The sequence below is a fragment of the Telluria sp. B2 genome (assembly GCF_051789535.1).
GTDB lineage: Bacteria > Pseudomonadota > Gammaproteobacteria > Burkholderiales > Burkholderiaceae_D > Telluria.
Window position 1 is genome coordinate 1,212,765 of record NZ_CP196525.1, and the last position, 16,424, is coordinate 1,229,188.

11 protein-coding genes are annotated in these 16,424 nt (G+C 65.4%); 3 read left to right on the forward strand and 8 right to left on the reverse strand.

Going from position 1 to position 16,424, the window contains the following annotated elements:
* Window position 1: 1 nt before the first annotated feature.
* From ACSUZJ_RS05415 to ACSUZJ_RS05425, 3 genes are all read right to left on the reverse strand, one after another.
* Entirely contained in the window at window positions 2-742 is a 741-nt protein-coding gene (locus tag ACSUZJ_RS05415; protein WP_499414024.1) for an AAA family ATPase, read from the reverse strand.
* An 80-nt stretch (window positions 743-822) separates the two neighbouring features.
* Entirely contained in the window at window positions 823-3,546 is a 2,724-nt protein-coding gene (locus tag ACSUZJ_RS05420; RefSeq protein WP_499414026.1) for an alpha-1,6-glucosidase domain-containing protein, read from the reverse strand.
* Window positions 3,547-3,950: 404 nt separating this feature from the next.
* Window positions 3,951-5,546 (reverse strand): POT-type proton-dependent oligopeptide transporter, encoded by a 1,596-nt coding sequence (locus ACSUZJ_RS05425; RefSeq protein ID WP_499414028.1) that lies wholly within the window; start codon window positions 5,544-5,546, stop codon window positions 3,951-3,953.
* 246 nt (window positions 5,547-5,792) lie between these two features.
* Between ACSUZJ_RS05425 and ACSUZJ_RS05430 the strand changes: the two genes are divergently transcribed.
* Both ACSUZJ_RS05430 and ACSUZJ_RS05435 read left to right on the forward strand, forming a co-directional pair.
* Complete coding sequence (locus tag ACSUZJ_RS05430; RefSeq protein WP_499414030.1) at window positions 5,793-7,436, forward strand: alpha-glucosidase family protein; 1,644 nt, start codon at window positions 5,793-5,795, stop codon at window positions 7,434-7,436.
* On the forward strand, window positions 7,436-9,298 hold the full coding sequence (locus ACSUZJ_RS05435) for a glucokinase (protein ID WP_499414032.1): 1,863 nt from the start codon (window positions 7,436-7,438) through the stop codon (window positions 9,296-9,298). Before ACSUZJ_RS05430 ends, ACSUZJ_RS05435 begins: the two co-directional genes overlap by 1 nt.
* Before the next feature lie 234 nt (window positions 9,299-9,532).
* Here ACSUZJ_RS05435 and ACSUZJ_RS05440 read toward each other — a convergent pair whose 3' ends face one another.
* The gene (locus ACSUZJ_RS05440) at window positions 9,533-10,000 is read right to left on the reverse strand and encodes a hypothetical protein (RefSeq protein ID WP_499414034.1); all 468 of its coding nucleotides are present in this window, start codon (window positions 9,998-10,000) and stop codon (window positions 9,533-9,535) included.
* Between the two features lie 262 nt (window positions 10,001-10,262).
* Here ACSUZJ_RS05440 and ACSUZJ_RS05445 point away from each other — a divergent pair, with 262 nt between their 5' ends.
* A complete protein-coding gene (locus tag ACSUZJ_RS05445) occupies window positions 10,263-11,891 on the forward strand; it encodes a methyl-accepting chemotaxis protein (protein WP_499414036.1) in 1,629 nt (542 codons plus the stop codon).
* A 25-nt stretch (window positions 11,892-11,916) separates the two neighbouring features.
* Here ACSUZJ_RS05445 and ACSUZJ_RS05450 read toward each other — a convergent pair whose 3' ends face one another.
* The 4 genes from ACSUZJ_RS05450 to groES all read right to left on the reverse strand — a co-directional run bounded on the left by ACSUZJ_RS05450 (window position 11,917) and on the right by groES (window position 15,977).
* Window positions 11,917-13,212 carry a lipopolysaccharide biosynthesis protein gene (locus ACSUZJ_RS05450; protein ID WP_499414038.1) on the reverse strand — a complete coding sequence of 432 codons (1,296 nt, stop codon included), beginning with the start codon at window positions 13,210-13,212 and terminating at the stop codon, window positions 11,917-11,919.
* 215 nt (window positions 13,213-13,427) lie between these two features.
* Complete coding sequence (locus ACSUZJ_RS05455) at window positions 13,428-13,865, reverse strand: hypothetical protein (RefSeq protein ID WP_499414039.1); 438 nt, start codon at window positions 13,863-13,865, stop codon at window positions 13,428-13,430.
* Between the two features lie 129 nt (window positions 13,866-13,994).
* Complete coding sequence (groL, locus tag ACSUZJ_RS05460) at window positions 13,995-15,641, reverse strand: chaperonin GroEL (RefSeq protein WP_499414041.1); 1,647 nt, start codon at window positions 15,639-15,641, stop codon at window positions 13,995-13,997.
* Window positions 15,642-15,686: 45 nt separating this feature from the next.
* Window positions 15,687-15,977 (reverse strand): co-chaperone GroES, encoded by a 291-nt coding sequence (groES, locus tag ACSUZJ_RS05465; protein WP_499414042.1) that lies wholly within the window; start codon window positions 15,975-15,977, stop codon window positions 15,687-15,689.
* Between the last annotated feature and the right edge of the window lie 447 nt (window positions 15,978-16,424).

Here is a 16,424-nt window from a genome sequence, read left to right on the forward strand (position 1 = left end):
TTCACGGCTCCAGCAGCACCTTCAGCATGCGCTGCGGGTTGGCGATGAAGTCGTGCATGACGCGGTAGTGCTCGGTGTCCTCGTACTGCACCTTGCCGATGCCTTGCGCGCCGCATTCATAGATGAGCGCGTTCGGGTAGGCCATCAGGATCGGCGAGTGGGTCGCGATCAGGAACTGGCTGCCGTCCTGCACCAGGTCGTGCAGGCGGCTGAGCATGGCGAGCTGGCGCTGCGGGGAGAGGGCGGCTTCGGGTTCGTCGAGCACATAAAAACTCTTGCCGCCGAAGCGCTCCATGAACAGGGACAGGAAGGCTTCGCCGTGCGACTGCTCGTGCAGGGCCTTGCCGCCGTAGGAAGCGAGGAGGCCGCCTCCGTCGCGGTCGAGCCGCTCGATTTCGGTGCTGACGTTGAAGAAGCTTTCCGCCCTCAGGAAGAAACCATCGCGGGGCAGCGCGATGCCGCGCGCCAGGCGCAGGTGCGCGTGCAGCGGAGAGTGCGATTCGCGGGTGGCGAAGCGGAAGTTGCGGCTGCCGCCTTCCGCATTGAAGCCCATGGCCACCGCGATCGCTTCCAGCAGGGTGGACTTGCCCGAGCCGTTCTCGCCGACGAAGAAGGTGACCTGCGGATGCAGGGGCAACCGGCCCAGCGAGCGCACCACCGGCAGGGAAAACGGGAAGCTGTCCGCATGCGCCTCGGCCGAGGGCTTGAGGCTGACTTCGGACAGGTAGGCTCGGTTTTTCATCGTGTGTCCTCGCAGCGTTGGCGGCTGTCCGGCAGGGCCGGCATGAGGACACATTGTAGAGGTAGTTCAGCCCTCGATGCTCAATCCTCGACGAACACCACCGCCGTGCGCGCCGGCACGCTGTAGGTGCCGCTGGCGCTGTTATAGCCGGCCGTCGCGGCGCGCCTGTCGCCGGCCGTCTTTGCCGTGTGCACCGGGTGCAGGCGCATGCGGCGGCCTGCCGCCTTCGGGTCGACCACCAGGTGCGACACCTTGTCCACGTTGATCAGGTAGGTCAGGCCGGCGAAGCCCGCGCCGGGGTAGCCGCGGCCGTCGATGTGCGCCGCGATCACGGTCGGCTCCTGCTGCGGGCCGGTGTTGAAGAAGCGCAGGCGCTGGATCACGTCGTCGGCGCTGCGCATGCGCAGCAGCGTCGAGCTGGCGCGGATTGCCAGCAGGTCGCGGAAGGCGTCGCGCGTGAAGGCGATGTCGCTCGGTGCCGGACGCAGGGCGGGATTGGCCAGCAGCGGCTTGAACAGCGGCCAGTCCTTGCCGTTGTCGTCCTTCGGCGGCAGGCCGGTGCCGAAGTGGTTCGTCTGGTAGGTCCAGTCGAGGCGGTTGAACCAGTCGCCCGAGTTGAAGCTGTTGCGGTCCAGGGATTTCGAACGCAGGATGTCGGAGCCGGCGTGGAAATAGGCGATGCCCTGGCTGAAGGCGGTCAGGGCCAGGCCCAGCACCTGCACGCGGGCGCGGTCGGCCGTGCTGGTGGCGAGCGGGAGCTTCAGGGCGTTGTTGTCGTAGAGCGTCTGGTTGTCGTGGTTCTCGACGTAGTTGACGGTCTCGTCCGGCTGGCTGGCATAGCCGGCCGGCTGGCCGCCGTAGGGGATGTCTTCCAGCTTGCGCGTGGTGCCGTAGTAGGTCGTGAGCGGATAGCCGCGCAGGGTGCCGGCCAGGCCGATGCGGATCATGTCGGCGGTGCGCAGCAGGTCGCTCGCCGGGCGCTCGCCGGCCTTGGCATTGGCGTCGTAGACCAGCCCGTTGATCCAGCCCTGCTGCCTGACGATGGCGTCGCCCGAGTCGCCGGCGCCGCCGCCGCGCGCGGCGTCGCGCCCGCGATCGCTGAAGGTGCCGATGCCGCTGCCGTTCAGGGACAGCTGGGAGGCCTGCACGAAGCGCGCGCGGTTCGCCACTTCGCCGAAGTTCCAGCCTTCGCCGATCAGCTGCACCTTGCGGCCGGTGGCCTTGTTCACGGCCGCTTCCAGGCGCTCCATCGCCGCGCGTGGCTGGTGGCCCATCAGGTCGAAGCGGAAGGAATCGATCTTGTACTGCTTCGCCCACAGCACGCTCGAGTCGATCATGAGCTTGCCCATCATGCGGTTCTCGGTGGCGGTGTTCTCGCAGCAGGTCGAGCGCTCGATGCGGCCTTTTGCATCCAGACGGTGGTAGTAGCCGGGCACGATGCGGTCCAGCACCGACTTTTCGTCCTGGCCGGCGACGAAGGTGTGGTTGTAGACCACGTCCAGCCCGACGCGCAGGCCCGCGCGGTGCAGGTTCATCACCATCTCGCGGAATTCGAGAATGCGGCGGGCGCCGTCAAGCGGGTCGCTCGCGTAGCTGCCCTCGGGCGCGTTGTAGTGCCAGGGGTCGTAGCCCCAGTTGTAGCAGTCGGTGTGCGCGGTCTTGCGGATCAGGGCCTGCTGGGTTTCGCCGTCCGGCTTGCCCGCCGGTTGCGGCAGCGCGCAGTTGCGCTCTGGGACGCTGGCAAGGTCGTACACCGGCAGCAGGTGGATGTCGGTCATGCCGGCCTTCGCCAGCGCCTTCAGGTGGCGCATGCCGTGCGAATCGGCTTCGCCGAAGGCCGTGTACTTGCCGCGCTTTTCAGGCGGCACGCTCGGGTCGTCGCGCGAGAAGTCGCGCACGTGCAGTTCGTAGACGGCCATGTCGGTGGACGCCTTCACGGTCTGCGGTGCGCTTTCCTTGTCCCAGCCCTTCGGTTTCAGGTCGGGCGCGTCGAGGTCGGCGATGTAGCTGCGTTTCGAATCAAGGGTGAGGCTGACCGAATAGGGATCGGTGACGAGGTTGCGCACCAGGCCAGCGCCGTCGGCCACCACGTCGACGGCGTACTTGTAGTAGCGGCCCGAGAGGTCCGCCGGCGCTTGCGCGCTCCAGACGCCGGTGGCGGCGTCGAGCTCCATCTGGTGCACGGCGCTGGCGCGGCTGTTGCCGGAGTCGAACACGCACACGGCCGCCTGGCGGGCGGTCGGCGCCCACAGCTTGAAGCCGGTGCGCTTCTTCGTGGGCGTGGCGCCCAGGTCAGTCACCTGCTCGGCGGCGGCATACAGGTCGTCGAGCGCGCCGGCGGCCTGCAGGCGGGTCGCGGCGAGGACCGTCCCGTCCGCCGCCTCGCGCACCAGCACCAGTTGTTCGCGGTGCAGGGCGGGCAGGCGTGCGAGGTCGGCCTCGCGCACGGCGAGCACCGCGCCCTCGGGCAGGTACTTGAAGCGTTCTGCGGCATCGGGCGGGACGGCGCCCTTGACGACGTCGAGCGCAATTGCGCCGGCCGCGCCATGGACCTTGCCGCCGACTTTGGCGACGACGCCGGCCACCGGCGAGTGGTAGAGCCTGTAGCTGCGGTCCGTGGGCGCGGCGGGCCACTTCGCCAGCCGGCGGTCGAGCCAGACGGCGCGCGCCTCGAAGGTTTGCGGCGCCGCGGCGAGCGTCTGCGCGAAGGCGGGGCTGTCGCAGGTTTCCAGTGGAATGGCGGCGTGGGCGGAGGCGCTGAAGGCGGCGGCTACGAGTACGGCGGGGCGGGCGTATCGGATCATGTTCAACTGTGAGCTAGGGCTGACGTAATTTTGCTACAGCTTTGCTCAGTTTGCCCAATCGTGCGGGCGAAATCAGCCAAGCCGGCGTGACTGCTGATGTAATTTTACTAGGGTTTGGTGGGCGTTCTGCTGGGTTCGTGTATCGGGCGTGATCGGAATGGTGGGCTTTGGCTACTAGCGTGGACGGGTAGGGTGGGCACTCCGTGCCCACGCGTTACGGGCGTTTCCTTGCACCGGCTGCGGCCGAATGTCGCTCGTGAACGCTGACCGTGGCCCGCGACTGGCGGACATGTTGCGAGCGATGTCTCTCCGCCAACAACGATGGATACGTGCGTAGCGCGTGGGCACGGAGTGCCCACCCTACGAAAACCGCGGCAGGGCAACGCCCGCCGCGGTGCCAGCACTCACACCTTCGCCGCGGCCGGCGCCTTGGCGCCTTCGATGCTGCGGTAGTGGTCCACCATCTTGTAGCGCTTGGCGTAGAGCCCGAACGCGATCGCGGCCAGCGCCGCGAAGCCGGCGAAGAAGAACATCTGGAAGGCAATGACGGAGAGCCCGGAGCCGGCGATCGAGTTGATCACGGCGTCGTTCTTCACGGCCGCGTTCACCACCAGCACCCACAGGTTGCCGACCGTGACGGCCAGGCTCCACAGGGCCATGATCGCGCCCTTCATCGAGGCCGGCGCCTGGCTGTAGGCGAATTCCAGGCCGGTGGCCGAGACCAGCACCTCGCCCATGGTCAACAGGGCGTAGGGCAGGATCTGCCAGGCCATCGAGGTCGGCGTGCCGGCGTCCATCGACACCTGGATCGCGCCGATCACCAGCCACGAGAGGGCCGAGAAGGCGATGCCGGCCGTCATGCGGCGCAGCGGGGTCGGCGTGATGCCGATTTTTTGCAGCAGCGGGAACAGCACCAGGTTGTTGAAGGGGATGAGCAGCATCACCAGCAGCGGATTGAGCGCCTGCATCTGGGCCGGCAGCAGGGTGAACTCGTTGCCGAACACGGAGAAGTGCGTGGTCATCGAATTGGCCTGGACGATCCAGGTCGAGGCCTTCTGGTCGAACAGCGACCAGAACGGCGTGACCAGCGCGAACACGACCAGGATGCGCAGCACCGCGCGCACGCCGTCGACCGCTTCGTCCGGATGGTGGCCGCGCGCGCGTTCGAGCTGCATCGAGATGCCGGCGCCGACAAAGGCCAGCAGCAGGACCAGGGCCGTGCAGGCCGCGATCACGAAGCCCCATTGGGGCGACATCAGCAGCGAAGCAATGGCGCCGAACAGGCCGACCATGGCCACCGTGCGGCCGGGGCCATTGGTCGACAGGGCGGTGCGCGCGACGCGCGAGAACGAATGCGGATTCGGCGCGGCCGGCGGCACGTGCACGTATTTCTTCTTCCCGCTCCAGAACACCATGGTCGCGATGAACATCATGATGCCCGGGATGCCGAAGGCGACCGAGGGACCGTAGTTCTTCAGGAACAGCGGCATCAGGAGCGAGGCGAAGAAGGAGCCGAAGTTGATGATCCAGTAGAAGGCGTCGAACACGATCTTCGCCTTGTCCTTGTTGGTCTGGTCGAACTGGTCGCCGACAAAAGAAGACACCAGCGGCTTGATGCCGCCCGAGCCGAGCGCGATCAGGCCCAGGCCGAGATAGAAGCCCTTGACGTTGTCCTCGAAGATCGCGAGGCAGGCGTGGCCCGCGCAGTACACGAGGCTGAGCCAGAACACGGTGTTGTACTTGCCGAAGTAGCGGTCGGCCAGCCAGCCGCCCAGCAGCGGGAAGAAGTAGACGCCGATGACGAAGGTGTGGAAGACGTGCTTGGCTTCGCTGGTGCGCTCGGACTCCGGCAGGAACAGCAGCAGGGTCGAGATCAGGAAGGGCGTCAGGATGTTGCGCATCCCGTAGAAGCTGAAGCGCTCGCAACCTTCGTTGGCGATGATGTAGGGAATCTGGCGGGGCATGCGCCCGCTGGATGAGGGCGTGGTCGGCTGGTTCATGGACTCGTCCTGGAAGTGGTGTAACCCGGGATGCTATGACGCCAGCAGGGTCTTTGCAACAGGAAAATAATGTCCTTATAAGGAGACCGTAGTTTAGCTACTTTTGTTACAAGGGCTGCAAATTCTATTTGCATATAAGGTCTTGAATGCAAAGGAAATTTGCATAAATACGGGGTGCCGGGTCAGATTGTAAAGTTGAAAAACCTGCTGTATATTGCGTAAAAACCACCAACCAGGACCCTCGTCATGACCCAGACTTCCACGCAAAAGAACGACTGGTGGCGCGAAGCCATCATCTACCAGGTCTACCCGCGCAGCTACCTCGACACGAATGGCGATGGCGTCGGCGACATTCCCGGCATCACCGCCAAGCTCGACTACATTGCCAGCCTGGGCGTGAACATCGTCTGGCTCTCGCCTTACTTCAAGTCGCCGATGAAGGACTTCGGCTACGACATCTCGGACTACTGCGACGTCGATCCGCTGTTCGGCACCCTGGCCGACTTCGACGCCATGGTCGCCAAGGCGCACAGCCTGGGCCTGAAGATCATGATCGACCAGGTGATGGCCCACACGGCCGACGCCCACCCCTGGTTCGCCCTTAGCCGCTCCAGCCGCGACAACCCGAAGGCCGACTGGTACGTCTGGGCCGACGCGGCGCCGGACGGCAACCCGCCGAACAACTGGATGTCGGTCTTCGGTGGTTCCGCCTGGCAGTGGGACACCCGCCGCAAGCAGTACTACATGCACAACTTCCTGGTCAGCCAGCCGCAACTGAACTTCCATAACCCGGACGTACAGAAGGCCCACCTGGAAGCGCTGCGTTTCTGGCTCGAGCGCGGCGTCGACGGCGTGCGCATGGACGCCTGCAACTACCACTTCCACGACACCGAACTGCGCAGCAATCCGCCGGCGACCAAGCGCGACACCGCCTCCGTCACGGACGTGAATCCCTACGGCATGCAGTCGCACATCTACGACAAGACCCGTCCGGAGAACATCGCCTTCCTGCAGAAGATCCGCGCGCTGCTCAACGAATACGGCGCGGTCTCGATCGGCGAAGTCGGCGCCGACGACGCCCTGGCCTGCATGGCCGAGTACACGGCCGACGGCGACAAGCTGCACATGGCCTACAGCTTCAACCTGCTGACCCCGGAATTCACGGCGAAACACATCCGCACCCAGGTGGAGGAATTCGAAGCGCGCGTAAAAGGCGGCTGGGCCTCCTGGTCGGTCGGCAACCACGACGCCATCCGCGTCGTGACGCGCTGGAAGGGCGAGGACGCACCAAGCGCGTTCGCGGCCATGGTGCTGGCGATGCAGCTGTCCCTGAAAGGCACGCCTTGCCTGTACCAGGGCGACGAACTGGCGCTGCCGGAAGCGGACGTGCCCTTCGAGCTGCTGCAGGACCCGTACGGCATCACCTTCTGGCCTGAGTTCAAGGGCCGCGACGGCTGCCGCACGCCGATGCCATGGACCAACGAAACCCCGAACGCCGGCTTCACCACGGGCAAACCCTGGCTGCCAGTGGCCGAACCGCACATCGCCGCCGCTGTCTCGGTCCAGGAAAACGATCCGGCGTCAAGCCTGAACGCCGCGCGCCGCATCATTCACTGGCGCCAGGCCCTGCCGCAGCTGACCCGCGGCGGCATCGGCTTCTTCGAGGCGCCGGAGCCGGTGCTGGCGCTGCGCCGCACCCTCGAGGGCGAAGCGACTGTGCTGGCGGCCTTCAACCTGTCGAACGAGCCGGTCTCGTTCGACTGGCCGGAAACCGCGCAGGCCCAGCTTCTGGAAGGCCACGGCCTGCCGGGCGACGCCGCCAACGGCCGCGTGACCCTGCCGCCTTACGGCGCCTGGTTCGGCAAGGTCGAGCAGGGCGCTGTCGCCTGATGGGGAGCGGGCAGGAGCCTGAGAAGTTCGCGCGCACCGCTTTCGTCGATGGGCCGCGCCTGCTGGCCGACATCGGCGCCACGCATGCGCGCTTCGCGCTGCAGACGGCGCCGGATGTGTTCCAGGCGGTCCGTGTGCTCGAGTGCGAGCATTTTGACGGCATCGTGCCGCTGTTGCGGCACTACCTGGCGGACCACGCCGAGCTGACGCTGCACCACGCCGCCTTCGCGGTGGCGAACCCGGTCAACGGCGACCAGGTGCGCATGACCAACCGCGCCTGGGAGTTCTCGACCGAAGCGGTGCGGCGCCAGCTTGGCCTGTCGACCCTGCTGGTGGTGAACGACTTCACGGCGCTGGCCATGGCCATTCCGGTGCTGCAGCCGCATGACCTGCTGAAGGTTGGCGAGGGCAAGCCGGCTGCCGGCTCGGTGATCGGCGTGCTCGGTCCGGGCACCGGTCTCGGTGTGTCGGGCCTGATCCCGACCGCCGACGGCTTCGTCACCCTCGGCAGCGAGGGCGGGCACGTGAACTTCGCGCCGAGCGACGAGCGCGAGTTCGCGATCCTGCAGTACGCCTGGCGCGAGTGGCAGCACGTCTCGAACGAGCGCCTGATCTCGGGACCGGGCATGGAGCTGATGTACCTGGCCCTGGCCCAACGCAAGGGCTTGTCCAATACAGCGCCGCGCACGGCGGCGCAGATCGTCGCCGGCGCGCTCGACGACGCCGACCCGCTGTGCCTGGAGGTACTGGAAGTCTTCTGCGGCATGCTGGGCGGCGCCGCCGCCAACCTGGCGGTGACCCTGGGCGCCTTTGGCGGCGTCTACATCGGCGGCGGCATCGTGCCGCGCATGCGGGAGTATTTCGCGCGCTCGCCATTCCGCGCCCGCTTCGAGGCGAAGGGGCGGTTTTCCAGCTACCTGTCGAGCATTCCCACCTACATCATCACCACGCCCAACCCGGCATTCCACGGCGTGGCGACCATCCTGTCCGAGCACCTGCGCGGACGCAGCGGCGCCAACACGCTGATGGAAAGGATCAAGCACCTGCAACCGGAGCTGACACCGGCCGAACAGCGCGTGGCCAGCCTGGTGCTGGAACAGCCGCGCCTGGTGCTGAACGAGCCGATCGCCGAGATCGCGCGCCTGGCGGAGGTGAGCCAGCCGACCGTGATCCGTTTCTGCCGCTCGCTCGGCTTCCTGGGCCTGGCCGACTTCAAGCTGAAGTTCGCGAGCAGCCTGACGGGCGCGATTCCCGTGCGCCACAGCCAGGTGCGTAACAGCGACAGCACCCATGACCTGTCGGCCAAGGTGATCGACAACACCGTGTCGGCGATATTGACATTCCGCGACGGCCTGGACGTGCGCGCCCTCGACCGCGCGATCGAACTGGTGAGCCGCGCGCGGCGCGTCGAGTTCTACGCCATGGGCAATGCGCGCGTGGTGGCGCTCGACGGCCAGCACAAGCTGTTCCGCTTCCGGATCCCGACGGCGCTGTACGGCGATTCGCACCTGTTCGCGCTGGCGGCCGACCTGCTGGGACCGGGCGACGTGGTGATCGCCATTTCGAATTCAGGCCGTTTGCCCGAGCTGTTGCAGGCGGTCGACATCGCGCGGGCCAAGGGCGCCGACGTGATCGCCATCGGCAACAGCCAGTCGCCGCTGGCGCGCAAGGCCAGCGTCTGCCTGGCGGTCGACCATGCCGAGGACAGCACCAGCTTCCTGTCGATGATCTCGCGGATCCTGCAGCTGCTGCTCATCGACATCATGGCGGTGGGATTGTCGGTGGATGCGCACAACGGGCGCGAGCAGGAGACGGGTGAGCTCGCGCAGCGCAGGATGCTGATTTCGCATCTGGGGAGTTGATTGTCAGGACGCTCGTGCGCTGTGTGGGGGGGGCACCGGTACGGCACATGCAAACCCGAGAAAACGCCGCGAGTCCGCAGACGCGACATCATCCTGAGAAAGGTGCCGCCAACCGAGGGAGGAGTGGGCCACGCGTCTACCGCGAAACGGTGGCGATCGGTCAGCGGCTTCATCAAGATACCCGGCGGCTGATGGCCGCGCTTGATAGCGCTCAATCGTGCCCGGCGGGCGTCGTCAATCCGCCGATTTCAGGCGGATGCGGTGAATCTCGCGCCGCCAATCGTCCAGCGACAGCACCGAATCGTTCTCGACGTCTTCCACCAGGATCTGGCTGCCCGTCTGCGCCACCAGGAAGCTCTCGCGCCGCTGCACCTTGTCGGCGCGGTTCTCGACGAAGCTGAGCTGCCAGTAGGGGCGGCCGTTGATCGTGCGCGTCTGCGGGTTGTCCTCGATGATCGCGCCATGCGCCTTGCCGCGCGAGCGTTTCTCGATCTCCGCCGACCAGGCCTTCACTTCCGGCAGCGCCAGCAGCGTTGCCATCGCCTCTTCCCTGGTCACGACCGGCTCGGCCTTCTGCTGCACCACCGGCTTGGGCAGCGGCGCCGGTTTCGGCTCGTCCTTGCAGCCTGCAAGGCTTGCGGCCAGCAGGGCGGAAACAGTCAGCAGGCGGATAAAGACGGTCGGTGCGCCGCTTGGTCTCATGGCTAAACCTCATGGGAAACGAGCGGCCATACTAAACGAAGCCTAGCCTTGCGGCAAATCGGAGGCTGCTGGCGGGTAAAGACATCGGCCTGCGCACAGCTGTATTTTCGTCAAATTTTGTTGCCGTATGCCAACAAAATTATTTATAAGTAGAATGAATGCAAATTAGCTCCGCTATATACATCTTCTATTGCCGGCAATCTTGCCATTTTGCTTCCTTGCAGCGCCGGCCTGTCCCTATCCAACGTAAGCCAACCTCCACATGAATTTGTTATCGAACATGAAGATCGGGCAGCGTCTCGCGCTCGGCTTCACCGTTGTCCTCGCTCTCTCCATTGTCATCACCCTGATCAGCATCTTCAAGCTGGGCGCCGTCGCCACGGCCGCCGAGCAGATGCTCGACGAGCCCATCAAGAAAGAACGCCTGATCAATGACTGGAGCCACAATATCGGCATCGCCGTCATCCGCACCTCGGCCATCATCAAGAGCAGCGACACCTCGCTGACCGAGTTCTTCGCCAAGAATACGGCGGAAACGAACAGCAAGGCGACGATGTACATGAAGGAAGTCGAGCCGCTCCTGAGCAGCGACGAGGAAAAGGCAGCCTTCGCCAAGATGATGTCGCTGCGCGGCGCCTACGTGAACGGCCGCAGCGAAGCCATCCGCCTGAAGAACGAAGGCCGGGTGGACGAATCGATGGAGGCGCACGACAGGATTTATATTCCGGCGGCCAAAGCTTACCAGGCCAACATCCAGCACCTGGTGTCGCTGCAGCGCAAGCGGGTCGACGCCCTGCGCGGCGAGATCCAGCAGATCAAGCACGACAGCAGCCTCACCATGATCCTGCTCGGCGTGCTGAGCGTGGCCTTCGGCGCCGTCTGCGCCTGGTGGCTGACGCGCGGCATCACCCGTCCCGTGGCCGCCGCCGCCGCGCTGGCCCGCCGCGTCGCCGCGGGCGACCTGAGCTTTCGCCGCCAGGCCACCTCGAAGGACGAGATCGGCGCGCTGCAGGATGCGCTGGCCGACATGAACGACCAGCTGCTCGGCCTGGTCACGGAGATCCGCAGCGGCTCGCATGCGATTGCCACCGCTTCGTCGGAAATCGCGGCGGGCAGTCTCGACCTGTCGGCGCGCACGGAACAGCAGGCCGGCTCGCTCGAAGAAACCGCCAGCTCGATGGAAGAGCTGACCTCGACCGTTGCGCAGAACGCGAGCAATGCGCGCCAGGCCAGCGTGCTGGCAAGCTCGGCCAGCGACGTGGCCGGCCGCGGCGGCGAGGTCGTGGCGCAGGTGGTGCAGACCATGGCGTCGATCAACGAGGCCTCGAAGAAGATCGCCGAGATCATCGGCGTGATCGACGGGATCGCCTTCCAGACCAATATCCTGGCGCTGAACGCGGCGGTGGAAGCAGCCCGCGCCGGCGAGCAGGGCCGCGGTTTCGCGGTGGTGGCGAGCGAAGTGCGCAACCTGGCGCAACGCTCGGCCGCCGCGGCGAAAGAAATCAAGCTGCTGATCGGCGACTCGGTCAGCAGGGTCGACGACGGCGCGAGGCTGGTCGACCAGGCCGGCGCGACGATGAACGAGATCGTCGGCAGCGTCCGGCGCGTGAGCGACATCATCGGCGAGATCGCGGCGGCGACCGCGGAACAGACCGCGGGCATCGGCCAGATCAACGGCGCCATCACCCAGATGGACCAGGCGACCCAGGAGAATGCCGCGCTGGTCGAACAGTCGGCGGCGGCCTCGAACGCCATGCACGAGCAGGCCGGCCAGCTGCTGCAGGCGGTCAGCGTGTTCAAGCTGGCCGAGGCAGGGGAAATGCGTGGGGAAGTGCGTGCGGCGGGCGCCGCTCGGGGCGCCCTGGCGCTGCCAGGCCTGCGCGCGGCCTGAGCCCGGCAGGCGCACATGCCTGCGCTTACGGCGGCGAAGGGGGAAGACCCGGAGCGTCGCGCCGTCGTCCGCCCCACGCGGAACAACCATTGAGCGAATACCGGTGCGACATGACCAGGTAGATGACATAGAGCAGGGAACGGCCGATCGCATATCCCAGCACGCTCTGGTGCAGCGACAGGGGCGCGACGAACACGGCGACCGTCATCAGGAACAGCGCCACCTGCCACAGCAGTTCGATCTTCTGCTTGCCTGCAACAAAGAACACATAGCTGAGCGGGCTCGCGATGAAGCTCAGGAAGCATAGCGGGGCAAGGATGCGCGCCATGTCGCCGGCCGGACGCCAGGCCGGACCGAACACCCAGCTGAACAGCTGGGGCGAGAACAGGAACAGGATCAGCGAGGGCGCCACGGCAAGCAGCGCCAGGGCCTTGAAGGTGGCGTGATAGGCGTCGCGGCAATTGCCGGTGGATTGGAACTGCTGCACCGCCTCGCGCTTGAACACATCGCGTACCGAAGCGGCGATCAGGGTGATGGGCGCGGCGAGCACGCGCTGGGTCAACGCGAACAGGCCGGCCGCCAGCGCGCCGTGATGGTAGCCGATCATGAACAGCGGCAGGTAGCCGACCACGCTGTTGAGCAGGCTCGAGGGCAGGGCGTAGCGCCAGAACGCCTGGTGCCTGAAAAAATAGGCGCGCTGTTCGCCGTCGAGCTTCAGCCCCAGGCGCACCGCGGGCGGCGACAGCAGGCGCCGCGCGGCCCAGAGGCCGGCGCCGAGGCCGATCAGCTGGCCCGTCAGCAGGGCGGTGCTGTCCAGGCCGATACACAGCAGCAGCACCTGGCTCACGGCAATCGTTGCCGATTGCAGGACCTTGGCTTTCGCCGCCTTGACGAACAGCTTGTGCGAGGCGGCATACGCCAGCGTGGTCTGCATGGTGGCGGTCAGCCAGGTGGCGGCGCCGATGGTGAGCAGTTCGAACCAGGACATGTCGCACAGGGCGGGCAGGCCGAGCATGCACCCGAGCAGCATGCATGCCGTGATGGCCAGGGCCACGAGGGTCGCGCAGTAGGCCACCACGCTGAAGCAGGTGCCTTGCTGGGCGTTGTCGTGGTCGAGGACCATGGCGGCCTCGAAACGCAGGGTGGCGGCGATCGAAGTCACCGTGATGATGCCCAGCCAGACGCTGAAGGCGCCCATCTCGGCCGGCGTGCACAGGCGGGTCAGCAGGGGCGCCGCCAGGATCGGCAAGGCCTGCGCACCGGTCGCTCCGGTGAGCACGGTGAGGACGTTCTTCCAGAAGTCGGGCCGCGGCATGTTCATGAGGGCACCCTTGCATTTGCCTGCCCGCCACAACTGTCGGCGTGGATCGTGGCCATAATCTGCTCAGTTTGCTAAACGTTGAGCAGATGGTACGTGACCCCGCCATGCGGCCTTTCGCCGGCATCGCGTGCGCCACGTAAATCCAGGTAAAACGATGTAAAGAAGCGTGCCCGTCTTGGCGCTGTGCCTGCGCGGGAGGGGCAGGCGGGGCGGCGCTATCTGTGCAGGCGCAGCCCGTTGTCGCCGCACCACCCGGCCAGCGCGGCGTCGACGGCGGTGCCCTTGAAGCGGTACCACTCCTCGAGCACGCCGCGCTCGTCCAGCAATTCGCGCAGCGCGCGGTAGGCGCCTTTTCTGGTGAACATGGCGCGTACCAGGCGCTCGTCGGCCGGCAGGTGCCGGGCAACGAAATCGAAGGCCAGTTCGCGCTCGACGTACAGGTCGCGCGACGGGGGCAGGGCGAGAAAATGCTCCGGGTCGCCGAGGTCTTCCGGCAGGGCCAGTTCATCGGGGTCGAGTCCCTCGGCCACGATGTGCACGGCGCCAGTGCGAAGGTCGACCCAGGCCTCGGCGCCGCCGTACACGTCGTCGATGAAGAGCAGGGCGTCGCGCAGTGCGTCCAGGCGCACGGAGGGGAGGGCTTTCTTGGTCACGTCTGTCACCATCAAAAAACGGTTTAATAATGGTTCAGAAAAGAAAAAGCCCGCAGGCTCGCGCCTGTGGGCTTTTTTTGTGGGGCTGGCAGTCCGGGACCGAATGGCGCCGGACTGTCGGCCGGCAAATTACATCATGCCGTCCATGCCACCCATGCCGCCCATGCCACCCATGCCGCCCATGCCGCCGGCTGGCTTGTCCTCGACGATTTCCGAGACCATGCAGTCGGTGGTCAGCATCAGGCCGGCGATCGACGCTGCGTTCTGCAGAGCCGAACGGGTGACCTTGGCCGGATCCAGCACGCCCATTTCGACCATGTCGCCGTAGGTGCCGTTGGCGGCGTTGTAGCCGTAGTTGCCCTGGCCAGCCAGCACGCCCGAGACCACGACCGACGACTCTTCGCCGGCGTTCTGGACGATCATGCGCAGCGGCTCTTCCATGGCGCGCAGGACGATCTTGATGCCTGCGTCCTGGTCCGGGTTGTCGCCCTGGATGTTCAGGTTGGCGCGAGCGCGCAGCAGGGCCACGCCGCCGCCCGGAACGATGCCTTCTTCAACGGCAGCGCGGGTTGCGTGCAGGGCGTCTTCGACGCGTGCTTTCTTTTCCTTCATTTCGACTTCGGTGGCAGCGCCAACCTTGATCACTGCAACGCCGCCGGCCAGCTTGGCCACGCGTTCCTGCAGCTTCTCGCGGTCGTAGTCCGAGGTCGCTTCTTCGATCTGGACGCGCACCTGCTTGACGCGTGCCTCGATCGCTTCAGCCGAGCCGGCGCCGTCGATGATGATGGTGTTTTCCTTGCCGACTTCGATGCGCTTGGCCTGGCCCAGTTCTGCCAGCGTGACCTTTTCCAGGGTCAGGCCGACTTCTTCGGCGATCACCTGGCCGCCGGTCAGGATGGCGATGTCTTCCAGCATGGCCTTGCGACGGTCGCCGAAGCCAGGGGCTTTCACTGCAACGGTCTTCAGGATGCCGCGGATGTTGTTGACGACCAGGGTCGCCAGTGCTTCGCCTTCGATGTCTTCGGCGATGATCATCAGCGGACGGCCGGCTTTTGCCACTTGCTCCAGCACCGGCAGCAGGTCACGGATGTTCGAGATCTTCTTGTCGCACAGCAGGACGAACGGGTTCTCGTGGATGGCGACTTGCTTGTCCGGGTTGTTGATGAAGTAAGGCGACAGGTAGCCGCGGTCGAACTGCATGCCCTCGACGATGTCCAGCTCGTCGTTCAGCGACTTGCCGTCTTCGACGGTGATGACGCCTTCCTTGCCGACTTTTTCCATCGCTTCAGCGATGCGCTCGCCGATCGATGCGTCCGAGTTGGCCGAGATCGCGCCGACCTGTGCGATTTCCTTCGAGGTGGTGCACGGCTTGGCGATCTTCTTCAGTTCTTCGACGGTAGCGGCGACGGCCTTGTCGATGCCGCGCTTCAGGTCCATCGGGTTCATGCCGGCGGCAACGAACTTCATGCCTTCGCGCACGATGGCTTGTGCCAGCACGGTCGCGGTGGTGGTGCCGTCACCGGCGTTGTCGCTGGTCTTCGAAGCGACTTCCTTGACCATCTGCGCGCCCATGTTCATGAGCTTGTCTTTCAGTTCGATCTCTTTCGCGACCGAGACGCCGTCCTTGGTGACGGTCGGGGCGCCGAATGCGCGGTCCAGCACGACGTTGCGGCCTTTCGGGCCCAGGGTGACCTTGACTGCGTTGGCGAGGATGTTGACGCCTTCGACCATCTTGGCGCGCGCTGCGTCGCCGAACACTACTTCTTTAGCTGCCATTTTGTATTTCTCCAGTTATTCGTGAACTGTTTTATTCAGGGAGGATTACGAGACCAGAACGGCCATGATGTCTTCTTCGCGCATCACCAGCAGCTCCTGGCCATCGACCTTGACGGCCTGGCCCGAGTACTTGCCGAACAGGACGCGGTCGCCGACCTTGACTTCCAGCGCGCGCACCTGGCCGTTGTCCTGCACCTTGCCGTTGCCGACTGCCAGGACTTCACCCTGGTCTGGCTTTTCCGCCGCTGCATCAGGGATGATCAGGCCCGAGGCAGTCTTGGTTTCCTGGTCGAGACGCTTCACGATAACGCGATCGTGCAGAGGGCGAAGGTTCATGCAAAACTCCTTTATTCAGTGGTTTGGACTAGCTATTTATCTGCGTTGTTGCCGCATCGTGTAATGACGCTGCGGCTCGAAAGAGTTGTTAGCACTCTCTACTAACGAGTGCTAATTATAGGGACGATAATTAGGCATTTCAAGCGCGCCTGTTGCTAAATTCACTTTGCGGCTTGTGCGGGCTCAAACCGCTGGGGTCACGCGGCTGTTGTTACACAAGCAATCCGCGCAGGCACAAAGCGGCAAGGTTAGCACCGAAGCATTCCGCGCTGACGCACTGTTGCCGGGGTACTTGAGTGAGGTCAAGGGAGTGTCAGAACGCACTTGTAGGGTGGACACCTGTGTCCACGCGGTCTCATCGATCGAGCAGCGGCGCCTTGACCAGCGTTGCGTGCGGCATCGGCTCCGGGCACCGCAGGGCACGGCAGCCATGCCCGTGGTTCAATC